A 20,733-nucleotide genomic window follows, 5' to 3' on the forward strand; every position below is an offset into this window, starting at 1 on the left:
TGATGAACGCACCCGTCAAGAGTGGCGAGCTATCGCCAGCGCACGAAATCACCCTCGACGACAAGTGGACCCTTGAGCGCGGCCGCGCCTTCATGACCGGCACGCAAGCGCTGATCCGCCTGCCTATGCTGCAGCGCGAGCGCGACCTGAAAGCAGGCCTGAACACCGCCGGCTACATCACCGGCTACCGCGGTTCCCCGGTCACCTCGATCGACCAGACCGCGATGAAGACCAAGAAGCACCTGGATGCGCACCACGTCAAATTCCATCCGGGCATGAACGAAGACCTGGCGGCGACCGCCGTCTGGGGCACCCAGCAGACCAACCTGTTCGAAGACGCCAAGTACGACGGCGTGTTCGCCATGTGGTACGGCAAGGGCCCGGGCGTTGACCGTTGCGGCGACGTCTTCAAGCACGGCAACAACGCCGGCTCCGCCAAGCATGGCGGCGTGCTGGTGCTGGCCGGCGACGACCACGCGGCCAAGTCCTCCTCCACCGCCCACCAGTCGGACCACATCCTGAACGCCTGCGGCATTCCGGTGCTGTATCCATCGTCGGTGCAGGAATACATCGACTACGGCCTGCACGCCTGGGCTATGAGCCGTTACACCGGCCTGTGGGTCTCCATGAAGTGCGTGACCGACATCATCGAATCGGGCGCCGTGGTCGATTTCGACCCGGACCGCGTGCAGATCCAGATGCCGGAAGACTTCGAGCTGCCGCCGGGCGGCCTGAATATCCGCTGGCCGGACACCGTGCTGGACATGGAAGTCCGCATGAACAGCTACAAGTGGTACGCCGCGCTGGCCTACTGCCGCGCCAATAAGCTGAACAAGATCATCTGGGATGCGCCGAAGCCGAAGATCGGCATCATCACCGCCGGCAAGTCCTACCTGGACACCCGCCAGGCGCTGGCCGACCTGGGCATCGACGAGCAAGCCGCGGCCGATATCGGCATCCGCCTGTACAAGATCGGCATGACCTGGCCGTTGGAAGCGGACGGCGTGCACGAATTCGCCAAGGGCCTGGACGAGATCCTGGTGGTGGAGGAGAAGCGCCAGATCCTGGAATACGCGCTGAAGGAAGAGCTGTACAACCTGCCGGACTCCGAGCGTCCACGCGTGGTCGGCAAGTTCGACGACACCGGCGAATGGCACAACAAGGGCAAGACCGGCCACGGCGACTGGCTGCTGCCGGCGACCTATGAGCTGAACCCGGCCCAGATCGCGCGCGCCATCGCTTCCCGTATCGAGCACTATTGCAAGGACCATCCGGTGGCGGCGCGCGTGAAGGAACGTATCGCCTTCCTGGAAGCCAAGGAAGCCGCGCTGAAAAACCTGCCGGCCAAGGCCAACCCGGAAACCGACCGTATCCCGTACTTCTGCTCCGGCTGCCCGCACAACTCCTCGACCAAGGTGCCGGAAGGTTCGCGCGCCCTGGCCGGTATCGGTTGCCACTACATGGTGCTGTGGATGGACCGCGAAACGTCCACCTTCACCCATATGGGCGCGGAAGGCGTGACCTGGGTCGGCCAGGCGCCGTTCACCAACGAGAAGCACGTCTTCACCAACCTGGGCGACGGTACCTACTTCCACTCCGGCATCCTGGCGATCCGCGCTGCCGTGGCGGCGAAGGTGAACATCACCTACAAGATCCTGTACAACGACGCGGTGGCGATGACCGGCGGCCAGAACGTGGACGGCCCGCTCGATCCTGGCATGATTTCGCGCCAGATCGCGGCGGAAGGCGTGACCCCGATCATCGTGGTGACCGACGATCCTGAGAAGTACCCGGACGACTACAACTGGGCGCCAGGCGTCACCGTGCGCCACCGCTCCGAGCTGATGGACGTGCAGAAGGAACTGCGCGACAAGCCGGGCGTGTCGGCCATGATCTACGACCAGACCTGCGCCTCCGAGAAGCGCCGCCGCCGCAAGAAGGGCGAATACCCTGACCCGGCCAAGCGCGCCGTGATCAACGAAGCCGTGTGCGAAGGCTGCGGCGACTGCTCGGTGCAGTCCAACTGCCTGTCGGTGGAGCCGCTGGAAACTGAACTGGGCCGCAAGCGCCAGATCAACCAGTCCAGCTGCAACAAGGACTTCTCCTGCGTCAACGGCTTCTGCCCGTCCTTCGTGACGGTGGAAGGCGGCGACCTGAAGAAACCGAAGAAGGCAGCTGCGGGCGGCGGCGAAGTGCCGGCCCTGCCGGCGCCGGTACTGCCGTCGACCGAGAACCCGTACGGCATCCTGATCACCGGCATCGGCGGCACCGGCGTGGTGACCGTCGGCCAGATCCTGGCCATGGCTGCCCACGTTGAAGGCAAGGGCGCCATCGTGCTGGACATGTCCGGCCTGGCCCAGAAGGGCGGCCCGGTGATGTCGCACGTACGCCTGGCCAACAAGCAGTCCGACCTGCACTCGACCCGCGTGGGCACCGGCAGCGCCGACCTGGTGGTGGGCTGCGACCAGATCGTGACCGCATCGAAAGACGCGCTGTCGCGCATGGGCGAAGGCCGCACCTGGGCCGCCATCAACTCGACCGGCGCCACCACCGCAGCCTTCGTGAAGAACCCGGACTGGCAATTCCCTGGCGCCTCTTCGCAGGGCGAAATCAAGCGCGCCTGCGGCGAAGCCAATGTGGAATTCGTCGACGCCGGCAAGATCGCGACCGCGCTGATGGGCGACTCCATCGCCACCAATATGTTCATGCTGGGCTACTCCTTCCAGAAGGGCAAAGTGCCGCTGTCGGAAGAGGCGCTGATGAAGGCGATCGAGCTGAATGGCGTGCAGGTTGGCTTCAACAAGTCGGCCTTCAACTGGGGCCGCTACTGCGCGCACGACACTGCCGCCGTGACCAAGCTGGCCACCCCGGCTACCGTGATCGAATTCAAGCGTACCCAGTCGCTGGAAGAAGTGATCGCCAAGCGCGTGGAGCTGCTGACCACCTACCAGAACGCCGCTTACGCCAAGCAGTACAGCGACTTCGTGGCGCAAGTACAGGCAGCGGAAGGCGCCCTCGGCAGCAAGAAGCTGACCGAAGCCGTGGCCCGCTATATGTACAAGCTGATGGCCTACAAGGACGAGTACGAAGTGGCGCGCCTGCACAGCGACCCGGCCTTCCGCGAAAAGATCGCCAATATGTTCGAAGGCGATTACACGGTGAAGTTCCACCTGGCCCCGCCGCTGCTGGCGAAGAAGGACAAGGAAGGCCACCTGGTCAAGCAGGAATTCGGTCCGTGGATGATGAAGGCCTTCGGCGTGCTGGCCAAGTTCAAGGGCCTGCGCGGCACCGCCCTCGACGTGTTCGGCTACACCGCGGAGCGCAAGATGGAACGCGCCCTGATCGGCGAATACCGCAACACCGTGGCCGGCCTGCTGGGCAAGCTGGATGCTGACAACCTGGCAACCGCCGTGGCGATCGCCCGCATTCCGGAAGATATCCGCGGCTACGGCCACGTGAAGGAGCGCCACCTGAAAGCGGCCAAGCAGAAGGAAGCAGCGCTGCTGGCTGAGTTCAACAAGCCGAAAGTCGCCTCGCACGCAGCCTAAGCTTGAAATAGCCTGTTACAAAACGGCGCCCCGGGGCGCCGTTTTTTTTCGCACATGCCGCGTTAGAATGGCAGGCTATGAAATTCCGTTCCCTTATCGTTCCAGCCATATTGCTGGCTTTACTCGCCGGTTGCGGCGGTGGCGGCGATGCCGGCACCGGCACCAGCGCCGCCAATGCAACTGCCACCACTGCGCAGCGCGCGCGGCAGGGCGCCCTGATCCAGCCGCGGGCAGCGGCCGCGCTCCCGACCTACACCGCCTTGCAGAACCTGTGCGCTGCGCCGCGCCAGTCGGGCGGATCGAACTGGTATCCGGACCAGCAAGGCACGCTGGACGACGAAAAGGCTTTCCTGCGCACCTGGACCGATGAAACTTACCTTTGGTATCGGGAAGTGCCGCCGCAAGACCCCGACAAATTCAGCACGGCGGTGGACTATTTCAACCAGCTCAAGACGCCGTTGCTGACCGCTAGCGGCAAGCCCAAGGACCGCTACCACTTTACCTACGACACGGCGGTCTACGATGAGTTGTCGCGCGGCGTGGAACTGGGCTATGGCCTGTCCTGGGTGCGCAACACGGGCCCCAACATTCCGCGCACCTGGCGCGTCAGCTCCGTGGTCCCGGGCTCGCCGGCCGACCTGGCGGGCGTGCGCCGTGGCGACAAACTGGAATGGGTCGATTCCAATAGCTTCATTTGGGGCGGTGACGCCGCCACTGTGGCCAAGCTGAACGCCGGCTTGTTCCCGACCAAAGCCGGCGAAAAGCACCAGCTGCTGATGTCGCGCGGCTTCCAGCGACGCCTGGTGACCCTGGCGGCCGCCAAGATCGACGTGGCGCCGGTGCAGAACACCAAGGTCATCGAAACCCCTACCGGCAAGGTAGGCTACATGAGCTTTACCAACCACAACGCGGTCTCCGAGCTGCAACTGATCGAAGCGTTCCGCTCGCTGGAAGAGGCCAAGGTGAACGACCTGGTGCTGGACCTGCGCTATAACGGCGGCGGCCTGCTGGTGATCGCCAGCCAGGTCGCGTACATGATCGCCGGGCCCGGCCCGACCTCGGGCAAGACCTTCGAGCATACCCTGGTCAATGACAAACGCCCGCAGGAAACGCCGCTGATCTTCCTGCCGTTGTCGCTCGCCCTGCGCGCACCCAAGCCCGCGCCTTACCTGAAACCGTTGCCGAAGCTGGACCTGAAACGCGTCACCATCCTGACCGGGCCGGGCACCTGTTCCGCCAGCGAATCCATCATCAACGGCCTGCGCGGCGTGGACGTGGAAGTCAACCTGATCGGCGGCCAGACCTGCGGCAAGCCTTACGCCTTTACTCCCACTCCGAACTGCGGCACTACCTATTTCACCATCCAGTTCCAGGGCGTGAACCACAAGGGCTTTGGCGACTTTAGCGACGGCTTTGCGCCGACTTGCCAGGTGGCGGACGACTTCACCCGCCTGCCGGGCGATCCGCAAGAAGCACTGCTGGCAGCGGCGCTGCACTACCGCGCCACCGGGACCTGCCCGGCTGCGGCGCCGGGAACGCGTGCGCGCGCCGGCGGCGCCGTGCCGGAACCGGAGATGACACCGGTGCGGCCGGCGGTCAGCGAAATTGCGATCTACTCGCGGCCGTAATGCCGCACCATCCATTTAACCCCAATTGCCCGCTGGAGCATATGCATGAATCGTAGCGCCTTGCTGTTCGCCCTGTCCGTCACCGTTCCTTTCGCCCACGCCGCGCCTGACCTCAGCACCGTCGCCGAGCGTTCCGGCTACCAGGCCACGGGCCGCTACGACGAGGTGCAGCGCCTGTGCGCGGATTACCAGAAGGCCTACCCGAAAGCGGTGCGCTGCTTCAGCTTTGGCGAAACGCCGGAAGGCCGCCCGATGCTGGCCATGGCGGTGTCGCGCAGCGGCGCCCTGACCGCCAAAGCGGCGCAGCAGCGCAAGCTGCCGGTGCTGCTGGTGCAGGGCGGCATCCACGCCGGCGAGATCGACGGCAAGGACGCCGGGTTCTGGGCGCTGCGCGAGGCGCTGGACGGCAAGGCGGCGCCAGGCGCGCTGGAAAAGCAGGTGGTGCTGTTCGTGCCGGTCTTTAATGTCGACGGCCACGAGCGCTTCGGCAAGAACCACCGTCCCAACCAGCGCGGCCCGGAGGAGATGGGCTGGCGCGTCACCGCCCAGAACTACAACTTGAACCGCGACTACGTCAAAGCCGATGCGCCGGAAATGCAGGCCATGCTGCGGCTGGTCAACGAGTGGGACCCGCTGGCCTATATCGACCTGCACGTGACGGACGGCGCCAAGTTCCAGCCCGATGTGTCGATCCAGGTCGAACCGGTGCACGGCGGCGATGCGGCGCTGCAGCCGCTGGGCAAGCAGCTGCGCGACAACGTGATGGCCGACCTGCGCAAGCAGGGCTCCGACCCGCGCCACTTCTACATCTCCTTCGACAAGACCGACCAGCCGGATTCCGGCTTTGTCGACAGCATGTCCACGCCGCGCTTCTCGACCGGCTACTTCCTGCTGCGCAACCGCTTCGCCATGCTGGTGGAAACCCACTCCTGGCGCGACTACCCGCACCGCGTGAAGGTGACCCGCAACACCATCGTTTCGCTGATGGACCAGATGGCGCAGCACGGCGCCGCCTGGGCCAAGGCCGCCGCCGAAGCCGATGCGCGCGCGCTGAAGCTGGCCGACATGCCGATCAGCTACAAGACCACCGGGCGCACCGAGATGATCGATTTCCCGGGCTACGAATTCACCCGCACCCCGTCCGACATCTCCGGCGGCACCTGGACCAGATACGACGAGAGCAAGCCGCAAAAGTGGACTGTCCCGCTGCGCGACGAAGTGGTGCCGGACGTGATCGCCAAGGCGCCAGCCGGCGGCTACCTGATCCCGGCGGCGCAGGCCGTGCTGGTCGAGCCGAAGCTGAAACTGCACGGCATCAGCTACAAGCTGCTGTCCAGGGCGCCCGGTAAAGTCGCAGTCGAGACCTTCCGCGCCGATGAAGCCAGGCTGACCGCCACCTCCTTCGAAGGCCACCAGCTGGCCACCTGGAAGGGCGCCTGGAAGGCCGAGCAGCGCGAAGTGGGCAAGAATGCCCTGTTCGTGCCGATCGCCCAGCCGAAAGCGCGCCTGGTGATGACCATGCTGGAGCCGCACAACGCCGATTCGCTGGCGGCATGGGGCATCTTCAACAACTACCTGGAGCGCAAGGAGTATATGGAGGAATACGTGGCCGAGGAGGCCGCGCGCGAGATGCTGGCGGCCGATCCGGCGCTGGCCGCCGCCTTCAAGGCACGCCTGGAAAGCGACCCGGCCTTCGCCAAGAGCCCGCGCGCACGCCTCGACTTCTTCGCCCGCCGCCACGCCACCTGGGACGAGCGCCACAACCTGTATCCGGTGTACCGTAGCGATGTTGTTTACTAAACTGGCCTAAATTAGGGGTGTTTTAGTAATTTTTGATTGCGGGGGAAAATGCAGTAGCGCTATAAAAGCAGCACTATAAAAGGAGACACCATGGGTATTCGACCTTTCGTGGCGCTGTGTGCTGCTTCCGCCGCATTGCTGGCCGCATCGGGCGGCGCCGCGCAGGCGGCCGCACCGGGCAGTCCGGCCGCCGCCGTCAACGTGTTTATCGGCACCGGTGGCGATGGCCACACCTTCCCCGGCGCCAGCCGCCCCTTCGGCATGGTGCAGTTAAGCCCGGATACCCAGGTGCGCCACTTCCGCCAAAGCTACCCATGGGCGGCCGGCTACCGCTACGAGGACAACTCCATCCTCGGCTTCTCCCATACCCATTTCTCCGGCAGCGGCCACTCGGACCTGGGCGACATCCTGCTCATGCCGTACAGCGGCGAGACCAAGCTGGAACCGGGCTATCCTGAGCGCCCCTTCAGCGGCTACCGCTCGCGCTTCAGCCACGCCGACGAGCGCGCGGAGCCGGGCTACTACGCGGTCAAGCTGCAGGACCACGAAGTCGATGTCGAACTGACCGCCAGCGAGCGTGTCGGCCTGCACCGCTACCGCTACGCCAAGGGCGCCAGCGCCAAGGTGATCCTCGACCTGCGCCAGAGCATTTACGATTACTCGAACAAGAACCTGTGGTCCTCGCTGCGCGTGCGCGACAAAAGCACCATCACCGGCATGCGCATCACGCGCGGCTGGGCGCCCGGCCGCCCGGTCTACTTCGCGATGAAGTTCTCGCGCCCGATCGTCGGCCGCACCTTGCTGAACCGCGAAGACGGCGTCGAGTACAAAGGTTTTGCCGGCCCCGGCAAGAGTGCGGCCGACAAGATCCACCTGGAAGGCAAGGCCCTGGTTGGCGCCCTCGATTTCGGTACGCCGGATGACGGCACCCTGCTGGTGAAGGTGGCGCTGTCCGGCGTCAGCGAAGACGGCGCCCTGGCCAACCTGGAAGAAATGCCGGGCTGGGACTTCGACGCCGAACGCCAGCGCGCCGGCACCGCCTGGAACGACGCCTTGTCCGCCGTGGCGATTGAGGCACCGGCCGATATGCGCACCATGGTGTATACAAGCCTGTACCACGCCATGCTGGCGCCAAGCCTGTTCATGGACCGCGACGGCAAGTACCGCGGCCCGGACAACCAGGTGCACCAGGCCAAGAACTTCCGCTACCACTCCACCTTCTCGCTGTGGGACACCTACCGCGCCCTGCATCCTTTGCTGACGCTGGTGCAGCCGGAGCAGCGCAACGCCGACTTCGTCAATTCGCTGGTGGCCTCGCGCCAGCATAGCCCGCACGGCATCCTGCCGGTATGGGCTTTCCACGGCCTGGAAACCTGGTGCATGATCGGCTACCACGCGGTGCCAGTAATCGCCGACGCCTATATGAAAGGCATCAAGGGCATCAACGCCGAGGAAGCGCTGGCCGCCATGACCGCCAGCGCCGAATACGGCCCTTACGGCGGCCTGGAACACTATATGAAGCTGGGCTATGTGCCGATCGACCTGGAGCCGGAAGCGGCGTCGAAGACCGTGGAATACGCCTTTGATGACTGGACCATCGCGCGCATGGCCGAAAAGATGGGCAAGAAGGACATCGCCGCGCGCTACTTCAAGCGCGCCCAGAACTACCGCAACGTATTCGACACCAGGACCGGCTTTATCCGCGCCCGTAAGACCAGCGGCGAATTCCGCGAGCCGTTCAACCCGGTGCAATCCAACTTCGGCAGCGACTACACCGAGGGCAGCGCCTGGCAGTACTCCTGGTATATGCCGCACGATAACGCCGGCCTGGTGTCCATGCTGGGCGGCGACGCCGGCATGGCCGACAAGATCGACCAGGTGTTCGACGCCAAGGTGGAAGACAACGTGTATGCCCATATGGAGGACATCTCCGGCCTGATCGGCCACTACGCCCACGGCAACGAGCCATCGCACCACGTGGCCTACCTGTACAACTATGCCGGCGCACCGTGGAAGACCCAGGCGCGCCTGGGCCAGATCGTCGCCAGCCAGTACCACAACAAGCCGGACGGCCTGGCGGGCAATGACGATCTGGGACAGATGTCGGCCTGGCTGACCTTTACCGCGCTGGGCTTCTACCCGGTGGCGCCCGGCAGCAACGAGTACGTGATCGGCCGCCCCTTCGTCGATAAGGCCGTGCTGAATCTGCCGAACGGCAAACGCTTCACCATCCGCGCCGAAGGCCTGTCGGCCGCCAACGGCTTTGTCGGCAGCGTCGCGCTGAACGGCAAACCGCTGGCACGCAGCTTCCTGCGCCACGAAGACATCATGGCTGGCGGCGAGCTGCTGTTCCGCATGCAGGCCACGCCAAACAAAGAGTGGGGCCGCGAACGCAGCGCCCGTCCATACAGCCAGACGGAGTACAAATAATGAGCATCATCCGCGCTACCTTCACCGCGCTCGCCCTGGCCGCCGTCGCGCCGCTGGCATCGGCGCAATTCGTCGGCAAGATCAGCGACCCGGTCGAGTGGGTCAATCCCCTGATGGGCACCGCCAGCAAGCCTGAAATGTCGAACGGGAATACCTACCCGGCGATCACGGTGCCATGGGCCATGAATATGTGGACCCCGCAGACCGGCAAGATGGGCAACGGCTGGACCTACCAGTACGACGCCGACAAGATGCGCGGCCTGAAGCAGACGCACCAGCCCTCGCCATGGATGAACGACTACGGCCAGTTCGCCGTGATGCCGGTGGTGGGCGCCAAGCGCTTCAGCGAAGATGAACGCGCCAGCTGGTTCTCGCACAAGGCGGAAACCTCCAAGCCTTACTACTACAGCGTTTACCTGGCGGACGCCAATGTCACCGCCGAAATCACACCGACCGAACGCGCCGCGCAGTTCCGCTTTACCTTCCCGCAGTCGGAACAGAGCTACATCGTGGTGGACGCCTTCGACAAAGGCTCCTACATCAAGATCATCCCCGAGCAGCGCAAGGTGATCGGCTACAGCACGCGCTACGCGCGCGGCCCGCTGCCGGCCAACTTCCGCAACTACTTCGTGATGGTGTTCGACAAGCCGTTCACCTCGACCGACGTATGGCGCGGCAAGGAGCTGGTGGCCGGCGCGCTGGAGATGGAAAGCCAGCATAGCGGCGCCATCGTCGGCTTCAAGACCGCGCGCGGCGAGAAGGTGCATATGAGGGTCGCCTCGTCCTTCATCAGCCCCGAACAGGCCGAGTTGAACCTGCAGCGCGAGCTGGCCAGCGACGATTTCGACACTACCCGCGCCCGCGCCAAGGCGGCCTGGAACCAGGTGCTGTCCAAGGTGGAAGTGGAGGGCGGCAGCATCGACCAGATGCGCACCTTCTATTCCAGCCTGTACCGCATGGTGCAGTTCCCGAACAAGATGTACGAGCTCGATGCCGCCGGCAAGCCGGTGCACTGGAGCCCCTACAACGGCAAGGTGCTGCCCGGCTACCTGTATGCCGGCACCGGCTTCTGGGACACCTTCCGCGCCCTGTACCCGTTCCTGAACCTGCTCTACCCATCGGTCAACCGCGAGATGCAGGCCGGCCTGGCCAACGCCTACCGCGAAGGCGGCTGGCTGCCCGAGTGGTCGAGCCCCGGCTATGCCGACATCATGGTCGGCAATAACTCCGCCTCGGTGGTGGCCGACGCCTGGATCAAAGGCTCGCGCAGCAGCGCCGATATCGAGACCCTGTGGGCCGCGCTGAAGAACGGCGCCAACAACGAAGGCCCGATGAGCGCCGTCGGCCGCAAGGGCGTCAAGTACTACAACGAGCTTGGCTACGTGCCTTACGACGTCAAGATCAACGAGAACGCCGCGCGCACGCTGGAATACGCCTACGACGACTTCGCGATCTACCAGCTGGGCAAGGCGCTCGGCAAGCCGGAATCGGAAATCGGCATCTACGCCAAGCGCGCCATGAACTACCAGAAGCTGTTCGACCCGGAGACCGGCCTGATGCGCGGCCGCAACCAGGATGGCAGCTTCCAGTCGCCGTTCAATCCACTTAAGTGGGGCGATGCCTTCACTGAAGGCAATAGCTGGCATTACAGCTGGTCGGTGTTCCACGACATCGACGGCCTGGTCAAGCTGATGGGCGGCCGCGCCGCCTTCGTCAACAAGCTGGATACGGTCATGACCCTGCCGCCGTCGTTCGACGAAAGCTATTACGGCTCGGTGATCCACGAGATCCGCGAGATGCAGGTGGCGAATATGGGCCAGTATGCGCACGGCAACCAGCCGATCCAGCACATGCTCTACCTGTACAACTACGCCGGTGCGCCGTGGAAGTCGCAGTACTGGATCCGCGAAACGCTGAACCGCATGTACATGCCGACGCCGGACGGCTATTGCGGCGACGAGGATAACGGCCAGACCTCGGCCTGGTATGTGTTCTCCGCGCTGGGCTTCTACCCGGTCACGCCGGCGGTCGGCCAGTACGTGGTGGGTGCGCCGCTGTTCCAGCGCGCCACGCTGCACCTGGAGAACGGCAAGCAGGTGCGCATCAACGCGCCGGGCAATGGCGCCGACAAGCGTTACATCCGCGCCGCACGCCTGAACGGCAAGGCGCTCGAACGCAACTGGCTGGGACACGACGAACTGCTGCGCGGGGCTACCTTCGACGTCGAGATGTCTGCCACGCCAAACGAGAAGCGCGGCATTGCCCCGGCCGATGCACCGTATTCCTTCTCGCGCGATGGCAAGTAAGATGCACTACCCGGATTTCTTCGAGCCCGCTACGCTGGAGCGCCACATCGCGCACACGATGGGTTTTTACCATCCGCGCTGCATCGATCCGAGTGGCGGCTTTTACCACTTCTTCAAGGATGACGGCACGGTGTACGACACGGCCACGCGGCACCTGGTGTCGAGCACGCGCTTCGTCTTCACCTACGCCATGGCCGCGCGCCACGGCCACCCGGCTTACATCCATCAGGTACGCCACGGCGTCGACTTCCTGCGCAATGCGCATCGCAATCCCGGCACCGGCGGCTATGCCTGGCTGCTGGAGTGGCGCGATGGCGAGGCCAAGGTGCTCGACGGCGCCAATCACTGCTATGGCCTGGCCTTTGTGCTGCTGGCCTATTCGCACGCGCTGATGGCGGGCCTGGGCGATGCACGCGCCTATATCGACGAAACCTTCGAGCTGATGGAGCAGCGTTTCTGGGAGCCGCAGCACGGGCTGTACGCCGACCAGGCCAGCGCCGACTGGAGCGAACTTGACGCGTATCGCGGCCAGAACGCCAATATGCATGCCTGCGAGGCGATGCTGGCCGCCTACCAGGCCACGCGCGACGCGCGCTTCCTTCGGCGTGCCGAGGAGCTGTCGTGGAACATCACGCAGCGCCAGGCGGAACGCGCCAATGGCATGGTGTGGGAGCACTATCGCAGCGACTGGTCGGTGGACTGGGAATTCAACCTGCACGACAAGGCAAACCTGTTCCGTCCCTGGGGCTACCAGCCCGGCCACTTCACCGAGTGGTCCAAGCTGCTGCTGCAACTGGAGCAGATGGGGCGCCAGGGCGCACCTTTGCAGCGCAGCAGCAGCTGGCTGCTGCCCGCCGCCGAAAAGCTGTTCACGCTGGCGGTGGAGCGCGCCTGGGATGTTGAGAATGGCGGTATCCACTACGGGTTCGCCCCGGACGGCGCGATCTGCGATGCCGACAAATACTTCTGGGTGCAGGCCGAAACCCTGGCCGCCGCCGCCATGCTGGCCGAGCGCACCGGCGACGCGCAGTACAGCGAGTTGTACCAGGAGCTATGGCGCTATTGCTGGACACACTTCGTCGACCATAAATACGGCGCCTGGTACCGCATCCTCACCGCCGACAACCGCAAGTACTCCGACGAGAAGAGCCCGGCCGGCAAGGTGGATTACCACACCATGGGCGCCTGTTACGACATCCTGCGCATGCTGCGCAGCGGGGCTTAACCGCCGCTGCCTGTGCCGGCGGCGATATTCCTGATCATCTGCTCGGAGTAGGTGTCGCCCGTCGCTTCGGTGGCCGCCATCATCGCGCGCCACAGCGGCACGATGCCGACGCCGAGCCGTTCGAAGCGCGCCAGGCCGCAGGCGTAGATGCCGGCATAGGAATCGACCTTGTCGCCCAGCTTGTCGCAGGTTGCAGTCTGCGCTGCGCGGTAGGCTGCCACCGACTCCGCACTCGCGATGCCGGTTTGCGCCACCGCATCGAGCGCCATGGCTTCAGCACCGCCCTCGTGAATCCACGGGTCGCTCTCGCCGACGCCGCCGCGCGTGGTGCTCATCTGCCAGATGTGCGCCATCTCATGCGCCACCAGGCGCGCCAGCATCTCGCGCTTCTTCGGATGGTCGCCGATCATTTGCGCGCCGGAGAAGTGGTAAGCCAGCTGCCCCAGCACCGCGCCGCCATTCATTGAAATGCCTGGACCTTCGAAGCCGCCGATCGACACGGTGATGAACAGTTTCTCCTGCAACGGCCGCTGGTAAGCTTTCTCGTAGTACTGCGCCACTTTTGCGCCCGCATCCAGCAGCGTCTCGCGTGCCCAGTCAGGCGTCTTCGGATCGACCAGGACTTGCACTGCGTCCGCCTGCACCGCCTGCGCCGGGCCGAAGTAGGCATAGCCGCGCTCACCGCCTGGCTTCTGCCGGTTCTGCGGCGGCGCAATCACGTTCTCTTGCTGCAGGCCCGCCAGCCGGATATCGGCGCGCATGGCTTCGCCCTGCAAGTGCCCAAGATACATCGCCGTACCGCCATCGCTGAAGCGGTTGAATGGCGCATAGTTCTTCTCCGGCCGCCCGTCGTAGCGCGTGATCTCGATGCTGGCCGCCTTGAACGGTTTGCCGCCCGCCGAAATCACATCGACCTTCTCCCCGGCCGCCAGCTTCAGCCCCGGCGAACGCACCCTCCATGCCTTCTGCCTGAAATCGCCCACCGCATCCAGCCGGATCTCCTTTACCGCTTTAGGGAAGCGGTACTCCACCCGCCAGGTCTCCGGCGCCACATGACGCACCTCAATCGAAGCCATCGCGCCAGACGGCTCGGCCGCATGCGCGGTGATCGCGATGAATGGCATTAGCGCAGCGATGCATAAGCCAATTGGACGACGCATTGGGGAACTCCCTTCGATAATTGGAAGGAAATAATTCTACCCCGGTAGAGGCAGTGTGTTGCGAATTAAATAATATGTCGGGACGTGCGGCGCAAATGCGATTTGCGCCGCGTCCGTTTGATGCTTATTCCGGCTGCAGCGGAATCACGCCCGGCATGGAGGCTGGGGTGGAGCAGGGCTCTTCGTCGAAGGCGATGTCGCCCAGTGGGTTGGCGATGCCGTCGGTCTTCAGGTCAACGAAGCCGAACAGGTCGCGGTCCATCAGGTGCGATGGCACCACGGTGGACAGGGCGGAGAAGGTGTTCTCCACGCGGCCCGGGTGCTTCTTCTCCCAGTCGCGCAGCATGGCCTTGATCTGCTTGCGCTGCAGGTTTTCCTGCGAGCCGCACAGGTCGCACGGGATGATCGGGAAGTTCTTCACTGCCGCATAGCGCTCGGTGTCTTCTTCCTTCACATAGGCCAGCGGGCGGATCACCATATGCTTGCCATCGTCCGACACCAGTTTGGCCGGCATGCCCTTGATCTTCCCGCCGAAGAACATGTTCAGGAAGAAGGTCTCGAGGATGTCGTCGCGGTGGTGGCCCAGGGCGATCTTGTTGCAGCCCAGTTCATCGGCCACGCGGTACAGGATGCCACGGCGCAGGCGCGAGCACAGGGAGCAGGTGGTTTTCCCTTCCGGGATCAGGCGCTTGACGATCGAGTAGGTGTCCTGGTTCTCGATGTGGAACGGCACGCCCAGTTTTTCCAGGTAGGCCGGCAGCACGTCGGCCGGGAAGTTGGGCTGCTTCTGGTCCAGGTTGACGGCCACGATCTCGAAGTTGATCGGCGCGCGTTCGCGCAGCGTCATCAGGATATCCAGCAGGGCGTACGAGTCCTTGCCGCCGGACAGGCACACCATCACCTTGTCGCCGTCTTCGATCATGTTGAAGTCGCCGATAGCCTGGCCCACCAGGCGGCACAGGCGCTTGTGCAGCTTGTTGTTCTCGTAGGCGATCTTGTCTTCGGCCTTGGTGTCTACAACGGCGTTCATGCTGCTTCCTTGATCTTGAATACTTCCACGCCCACGCCTTCGCAATCCGGATACACGTCAGGCTTCATGGTCGACACGCGTGCTGCGCGCACCTTCGGGTGGGCCAGCATGGCCTGCACCACATCGTCCACCAGGGTTTCCTGCAGGTGCACGTGGCCTTCCGCCATGCGGCGCGCGATGGTCTCGCGCATGAAGTCGTAGTCGACCACTTCGTGCAGCTCGTCGGCTTTCGGGGTCGAATCGGCCAGCGGAATGTACAGGTCGACATTGATCAGGACGCGCTGCTCGCCTTTCTTCTCGAAATCGTGCACGCCGATGTTGATCAGCACTTCATAGTTGCGCAGGAACAGCCGGCGGCAGTCTTGCAGTTGCGGGTGAATCAGGGCGGACAGCATGGTGCTATTCTTTCAAAATTTCAAAAATATTTATTTGGCCAGGAACATCACATCGCGCGGCGACGGCAGCAAATGCTGGCCGCCATCAACCAGCAGGGTAGTGCCGGTCACCGCACGCGCACCGGCCGCATACACCACGGCGTCGGCAATGTCCTCGGGAGTACTGGAACGGCCCAGCGGCGTCTGGGTATGCGCCTTGGCGAAGCCTTCCTCGCTCTGGTCGCCGGACACCATGGTGATGCCGGGCGCCACGCCTACCACCCGGACGCGCGGCGCCAGCGACTGCGCCAGCATCGTGTTGGCGGCCTGCAGCGCCGCCTTGGACAGGGTATAGGACAGGAAATCAGGGTTGAGATTATAAAGCTTCTGGTCCAGCAAGTTCACAACCACGGCCTGGCCGCCTTCCGGCGTGGCGTCATATAGGGCGCGCGCCAGCTGGATCGGCGCCGCCACATTGGCGTGCATATGTGCGTCCAGGCGGGCGTGGCTGAAATTCAGGTCGGTGTCGTAGTCGAACAGCGAAGCGTTATTGACCACGCAGTCGATGCGCCCCAGTGCTGCCAGCGCTGCCGGCAGCAGGCCGCCCACGGCCTCCTCATCGGCCAGCTCGCATTGCAGCGTGACGGCGCGTCGGCCCAGCGCGGCAATCTCCTGCGCCACAGTGCGCGCTTCGTCGTGCGAGTTGCGGTAGTGGACCGCGATGTCCCAGCCGGCGCGCGCCAGGCCGAGGGCGATCTCGCGCCCCAGGCGGCGGCCGGCGCCGGTGACCAGTGCTACGCGTGAAGTTGTGTCAGTCATAGTCAAAGTGAGCAAAATAGCGCCGGGCGGCGCTGAACCGCTACAATGCCGGCATGTCTTTACCAGCACCTTCTCCCGACGCGCTGGCCGCGTCCCAAGCCCTGCAGCGCCTGATCGCCGATGAAATTATCCGGCAAGGGGGCGCCATCCCGTTCTCCCGCTTCATGGAACTGGCGCTGTACGCGCCGGGCCTGGGTTATTACAGCGGCGGCGCCGCCAAGCTGGGCAAGGATGGCGATTTTACAACTGCGCCCGAGCTGAGCGCCCTGTTCGGGCAAACGCTGGCGCACGTCGCAGCCGCTATTATGGACCAAAGCGCCCCGCACATCCTCGAATTCGGGGCGGGCACCGGCAAGCTGGCCAAGGATATCCTGACCGAACTGGCCGCCGCCGGCGTGACAGTCGAAAGCTATTCCATCGTCGAACTGTCCGGCGAGCTGCGCGCGCGCCAGCAGGAACTGCTGCGCGGCTTCCCGCAAGTGCGCTGGCTGGATGCGCTGCCGGAATCGTTCGAAGGGGCGGTGTTCGGCAATGAGGTGCTGGATGCGATGCCGGTGGACGTGGTGACGCGCACCGAGGCCGGCTGGGAATCGCTGGACGTAGCCGCCGCAGAGGACGGCGCGGGCGGCGCGCATTTCGCCTGGCTGCCGGCCGGCCCCGCCGCCGCCGGCTCGGCCCTGGCCGCCCAGATCGGGCGCCAGATCCCGGTGCCCGAGCAGCTGCCGGTCGGCTACGTGACCGAGGTGCACGGCGCCGGCTGCGGCTTCATGGCCACCCTGGCCGCCATGCTGGCCAAAGGCAAGGGCGCCGCCTTCCTGTTCGACTACGGCTTTCCGGCGCGCGAGTACTACCTGGGCGACCGTGCCACCGGCACCCTGATGTGCCACTACCGCCACCACGCCCACCCCGAACCGTTCTACCTGCCCGGCCTGCAGGACATCACGGCCCACGTCGACTTCACCGCCATGGCGCTGGCGGCGCAGGACGCGGGTGCCGACGTGCTGGCCTACAACAGCCAGGCCGGCTTCCTGATCGGCGCCGGCATCGGCGAATTGATGCAGCGTTTCGACCCGGCCGACGCCCTCAACTACCTGCCGCACGCTAGCGCACTGCAGAAATTGCTTTCTCCCGCCGAAATGGGAGAATTGTTCAAAGTCCTGGTGATTGGCCATGGCATCGAGCTGCCCCAGCAATTACTGGCTAGCGACCGCAGCCACCGTTTGTAATATGATTGAGAGATGGGAAAGATACATACTCACTATGACAACCTGAAAGTGGCGCGTGGAGCGCCGCAGGAAGTCATACGTGCTGCTTACAAGGCCCTGAGCCAAAAATATCATCCTGACAAGAATCCGGGGGATGAAAAGGCGGCCCGCATCATGGCGATCGTCAACACGGCCTATGGCACTTTGTCCGATCCGCAGCGGCGCAAGGAGCACGATGAGTGGATCACCCAGGAAGAATGGGAAATCGAATGGCTGGAAAGCACCAAGCATGAGCCGGCGCATGCCGAGCCGGGCTGGTCCGACCAGCTCGACGTGCCGCGCCGGCGCCGGGTGCTGACATCCTGGCGTTTCTGGGGCACGGTCGGCGGCGCCGCCGCGGCCGGCTGGCTGGGCGGCGTGCTGACGATTACCGAGCCGCGTGCCGTGTCCAGCGTGCTGGCCGGCGCCTGGGGCGGCAAGCCGCCCGCCGAACTGACGGCGACCGCTGCCGCCACCCCGAAGATCCACCCTCCGCGTGTGGAAAAAGTCACCCCGGACGATGGCTGGGCCGTCGCCAAACCGTATTCGCCTGAACCGAGCGCTGCCAACGTGCCGCCGCCGATCAAGGTGCTGGCCCTGTCGCAGGTGGTGCTGCCAAGCGCCGCTGTCGATTGCGAGGCCGATGTGGCGCCGCCGGTCGCGCCCAATGGCGAACCATGGCCAAACCAGTCGGGTTATGTGGAAGGCTTCCCGGTCGCCAACAAGGGCGAGGACATGCAGCTGACGCTGGATAACAGCTCCAACGCCGCGCCGGTGTTCATCAAGGTGTATGACCTGGAGCGCCGCTCAAACGTGCGCTATGCCTACGTGCAGCCGCACGACAAGCTGGTGGTCGACCAGCTGTCGAACGGCAAATATGAGATCCGCTACCAGAACCTGAACTTCGCCGGCCAGAACGGCTGCGCGCGAAGCAAAGGCGGTTAGACTTTTATCCAGCCCCGGCAGCCAGCGACTCGCTCAATCCCATGTCCGGGCTGGACATCAGGCGGTAGATGTCCACCAGGATCAGCATGCGCTCATCGATCGTGCCGAGCCCGATCATGTATTCGGAGCTGAAGGCCGTGCCCATGTCCGGCGCCGGCTTGATCTGCTCCGGCATCAGCGTCGTCACATCCGACACCGAATCAACCACCATCCCCACCACGCGCCCGTTGATGTTCAGGATGATCACCACCGTGAACTGGTCATACACCGGCTCGCCCAGCTTGAACTTGATGCGCATGTCCACCACCGGAATGATGATGCCGCGCAGGTTGATCACACCCTTGATAAACTCGGGAGCATTGGCGATGCGGGTCACCGCTTCGTAGCCGCGGATTTCCTGCACTTTCAGTATGTCAATTCCGTACTCTTCGGCGCCCAGCTTGAATGCGAGGAATTCCTTGCCTTGGCTAGCGTCTTCTTGCGCAGTGCTTACTTGCATGGTCTTTTCCTTTAGCAAAGGTCGGTGTTGTCAAAGCGTATCAGAGAGTAAAGCGATTTACGAGTAGGCAAGTTTTAATTGCTACGTAAGTCAAATCTGATTATGCTGGATGTAAAGATTAGTCTATTTAGATCAAGGAGATTTCATGGCGGATCCACACGCCGTCGATGACAACTGGTTGCTGGAAGAAGACGAAGAAGATAAGCAACCGCCATCGGCGGGCTCCCCTGAACAGCGCTTGTGGCGCGTGCTGATTGTGGACGACGACCAGGACGTGCATGCGGTGACCCGCCTGGCGCTGCGCAACGTCAGCTTCAAGGGACGTGAGCTGGAATTGTACTCGGCCTATAGCGGCCGTGAGGCTTTTGAAATCCTGCGCGATACGCCCGACATCGCCCTGGTGCTGCTGGACGTCGTGATGGAAACCGACGATGCCGGCCTGCTGTTGGCGCGCCGTATCCGCGAAGAGCTGCACAACTCCATCGTGCGCGTGGTGCTGCGGACCGGTCAGCCGGGACAGGCGCCGGAACAGCGCGTGATCATCGAATACGATATCAACGACTACAAGGCCAAGACCGAACTCACTACGCAAAAGCTGTTCACCACCGTGATCTCGGCGCTGCGCGCGTACGAGAGCCTGAACATGCTGGAGCGCTCGCGCATCGGCCTGGGCAAGATCCTGGCCGGCGCCACCAACCTGTACCAGATCCATTCGCTGCGCGAGTTCGCATCCGGCGTGCTGAACCAGGTATCGGCCATCCTCGACGTTGGCGCGGACGGCGTGCTGTGCCTGATGCAAGTCGATACCGGCGACACCACCGTGGTGGCGGCGACCGGCGGCTATGCGCCGTTGGCGGAGAACGAGCAGATGCCGCCCGGACACCCGCTGTGGCCGACCATCCGCAAAGCCTTCGAGGAAAAGAAAAGCCAGTTCGAGCATCCGGCCAATGTGCTGTACATCCACACGCAGGAAAACCGCGACGTGCTGATCTCGGTCACGCCGCCGTGGCCGCTGGCCCAGATCCAGCGCGACCTGCTGGAAGTGTTCTGCGAGCGCATCGCCGCTGCATTCGACAACCTGTACATGTTCGGCCAGCTGCGCAAGGCGCAGGAAGCCACCGTGGTGGCGCTGGCCGACCTGGCGGAATTCCGCGACGGCTGCACCGGCGGCCATGTGCGCCGCGTGCAGCAGCTGTCCTCGGCCATTGCCGCGCGCATGAAGGAGCGCGGCATCTACGACGACGAGCTGACGCCGCAGCTGGTGGACATGATCGGCCTGGCATCCATCCTGCACGACGTGGGCAAGGTGGCGACGCCGGACCATATCCTGCTGAAACCGGGCGCCCATACCGACGAGGAACGGGCCTTGATGCAAACCCATGCGGCAGTCGGGCGCAGCGTGCTGGAGCGGGCGGCCAATATGGTCGACGGCGTCAGCTACCTGACTTACGGCGCGGAAATTGCAGGCGGCCACCATGAGCATTGGGACGGCGGCGGTTACCCGAACCAGCTCAAGGGCAAGAACATCCCGCTGTCGGCGCGCATCGTGGCGGTGGTCGATGTGTTCGACTCCCTGCTGCACGAGCGCCCCTACAAGGAACCATGGCCGTATCCGGAAGTGATGACCTATATCCGCGACCGTGCCGGCAGCCAGTTCGATCCGGAAGTGGTGGCGGCCCTGATCGATGTGGTGGAACGCAATCCCGGCCTGGGCCAGGCCTGACA

The 20,733-nt window shown here is 64.1% G+C and carries 14 protein-coding genes; 9 read left to right on the forward strand and 5 right to left on the reverse strand.

The window, feature by feature from the left end:
- The first annotated feature begins 2 nt into the window (after positions 1 to 2).
- From AAHE99_RS24000 to AAHE99_RS24025, 6 genes are all read left to right on the forward strand, one after another.
- Positions 3 to 3,548: an indolepyruvate ferredoxin oxidoreductase family protein gene (locus AAHE99_RS24000; protein WP_342120119.1), complete on the forward strand. Its 3,546-nt coding sequence runs from the start codon at positions 3 to 5 to the stop codon at positions 3,546 to 3,548.
- A 77-nt stretch (positions 3,549 to 3,625) separates the two neighbouring features.
- Complete coding sequence (locus tag AAHE99_RS24005; protein ID WP_342120121.1) at positions 3,626 to 5,176, forward strand: S41 family peptidase; 1,551 nt, start codon at positions 3,626 to 3,628, stop codon at positions 5,174 to 5,176.
- A gap of 45 nt (positions 5,177 to 5,221) precedes the next feature.
- Entirely contained in the window at positions 5,222 to 6,976 is a 1,755-nt protein-coding gene (locus tag AAHE99_RS24010; protein ID WP_342120125.1) for a M14 family metallopeptidase, read from the forward strand.
- Between the two features lie 90 nt (positions 6,977 to 7,066).
- Positions 7,067 to 9,406, forward strand: a complete 2,340-nt coding sequence (locus AAHE99_RS24015) for a GH92 family glycosyl hydrolase (RefSeq protein ID WP_342120127.1) — start codon at positions 7,067 to 7,069, stop codon at positions 9,404 to 9,406.
- Positions 9,406 to 11,712, forward strand: coding sequence for a GH92 family glycosyl hydrolase (locus AAHE99_RS24020; protein ID WP_342120130.1), 2,307 nt, complete (start codon positions 9,406 to 9,408; stop codon positions 11,710 to 11,712). Before AAHE99_RS24015 ends, AAHE99_RS24020 begins: the two co-directional genes overlap by 1 nt.
- The gene (locus tag AAHE99_RS24025) at positions 11,702 to 12,937 is read left to right on the forward strand and encodes an AGE family epimerase/isomerase (protein ID WP_446728956.1); all 1,236 of its coding nucleotides are present in this window, start codon (positions 11,702 to 11,704) and stop codon (positions 12,935 to 12,937) included. The genes AAHE99_RS24020 and AAHE99_RS24025 overlap by 11 nt, the downstream gene beginning before the upstream one ends.
- On the opposite strand, the gene AAHE99_RS24030 is transcribed toward AAHE99_RS24025, so the two are convergent.
- From AAHE99_RS24030 to AAHE99_RS24045, 4 genes are all read right to left on the reverse strand, one after another.
- Positions 12,934 to 14,097: a hypothetical protein gene (locus AAHE99_RS24030; RefSeq protein WP_342120133.1), complete on the reverse strand. Its 1,164-nt coding sequence runs from the start codon at positions 14,095 to 14,097 to the stop codon at positions 12,934 to 12,936. The genes AAHE99_RS24025 and AAHE99_RS24030 overlap by 4 nt on opposite strands.
- A gap of 124 nt (positions 14,098 to 14,221) precedes the next feature.
- A complete protein-coding gene (gene ttcA / locus AAHE99_RS24035; RefSeq protein ID WP_342120135.1) occupies positions 14,222 to 15,127 on the reverse strand; it encodes a tRNA 2-thiocytidine(32) synthetase TtcA in 906 nt (301 codons plus the stop codon).
- Positions 15,124 to 15,522, reverse strand: a complete 399-nt coding sequence (locus tag AAHE99_RS24040; protein WP_342120137.1) for a dihydroneopterin aldolase — start codon at positions 15,520 to 15,522, stop codon at positions 15,124 to 15,126. Before AAHE99_RS24040 ends, ttcA begins: the two co-directional genes overlap by 4 nt.
- A gap of 30 nt (positions 15,523 to 15,552) precedes the next feature.
- Positions 15,553 to 16,320 (reverse strand): SDR family oxidoreductase, encoded by a 768-nt coding sequence (locus tag AAHE99_RS24045; RefSeq protein WP_342120139.1) that lies wholly within the window; start codon positions 16,318 to 16,320, stop codon positions 15,553 to 15,555.
- A gap of 53 nt (positions 16,321 to 16,373) precedes the next feature.
- On the opposite strand from AAHE99_RS24045, the gene AAHE99_RS24050 reads away from it, so the two are divergent.
- Positions 16,374 to 17,546, forward strand: coding sequence for a class I SAM-dependent methyltransferase (locus tag AAHE99_RS24050; protein ID WP_342120141.1), 1,173 nt, complete (start codon positions 16,374 to 16,376; stop codon positions 17,544 to 17,546).
- Between the two features lie 12 nt (positions 17,547 to 17,558).
- On the forward strand, positions 17,559 to 18,509 hold the full coding sequence (locus AAHE99_RS24055) for a J domain-containing protein (protein WP_342120143.1): 951 nt from the start codon (positions 17,559 to 17,561) through the stop codon (positions 18,507 to 18,509).
- Between the two features lie 4 nt (positions 18,510 to 18,513).
- Here the strand turns inward: AAHE99_RS24055 and AAHE99_RS24060 are convergent, their stop codons facing one another.
- Entirely contained in the window at positions 18,514 to 19,008 is a 495-nt protein-coding gene (locus AAHE99_RS24060; RefSeq protein WP_342120145.1) for a chemotaxis protein CheW, read from the reverse strand.
- A gap of 145 nt (positions 19,009 to 19,153) precedes the next feature.
- On the opposite strand from AAHE99_RS24060, the gene AAHE99_RS24065 reads away from it, so the two are divergent.
- Positions 19,154 to 20,731: a DUF3369 domain-containing protein gene (locus AAHE99_RS24065; protein WP_342120148.1), complete on the forward strand. Its 1,578-nt coding sequence runs from the start codon at positions 19,154 to 19,156 to the stop codon at positions 20,729 to 20,731.
- Positions 20,732 to 20,733 lie beyond the last annotated feature (2 nt).

This window comes from Pseudoduganella sp. OTU4001 (genome assembly GCF_038440195.1).
Taxonomy (GTDB): Bacteria; Pseudomonadota; Gammaproteobacteria; order Burkholderiales; family Burkholderiaceae_D; genus Rugamonas.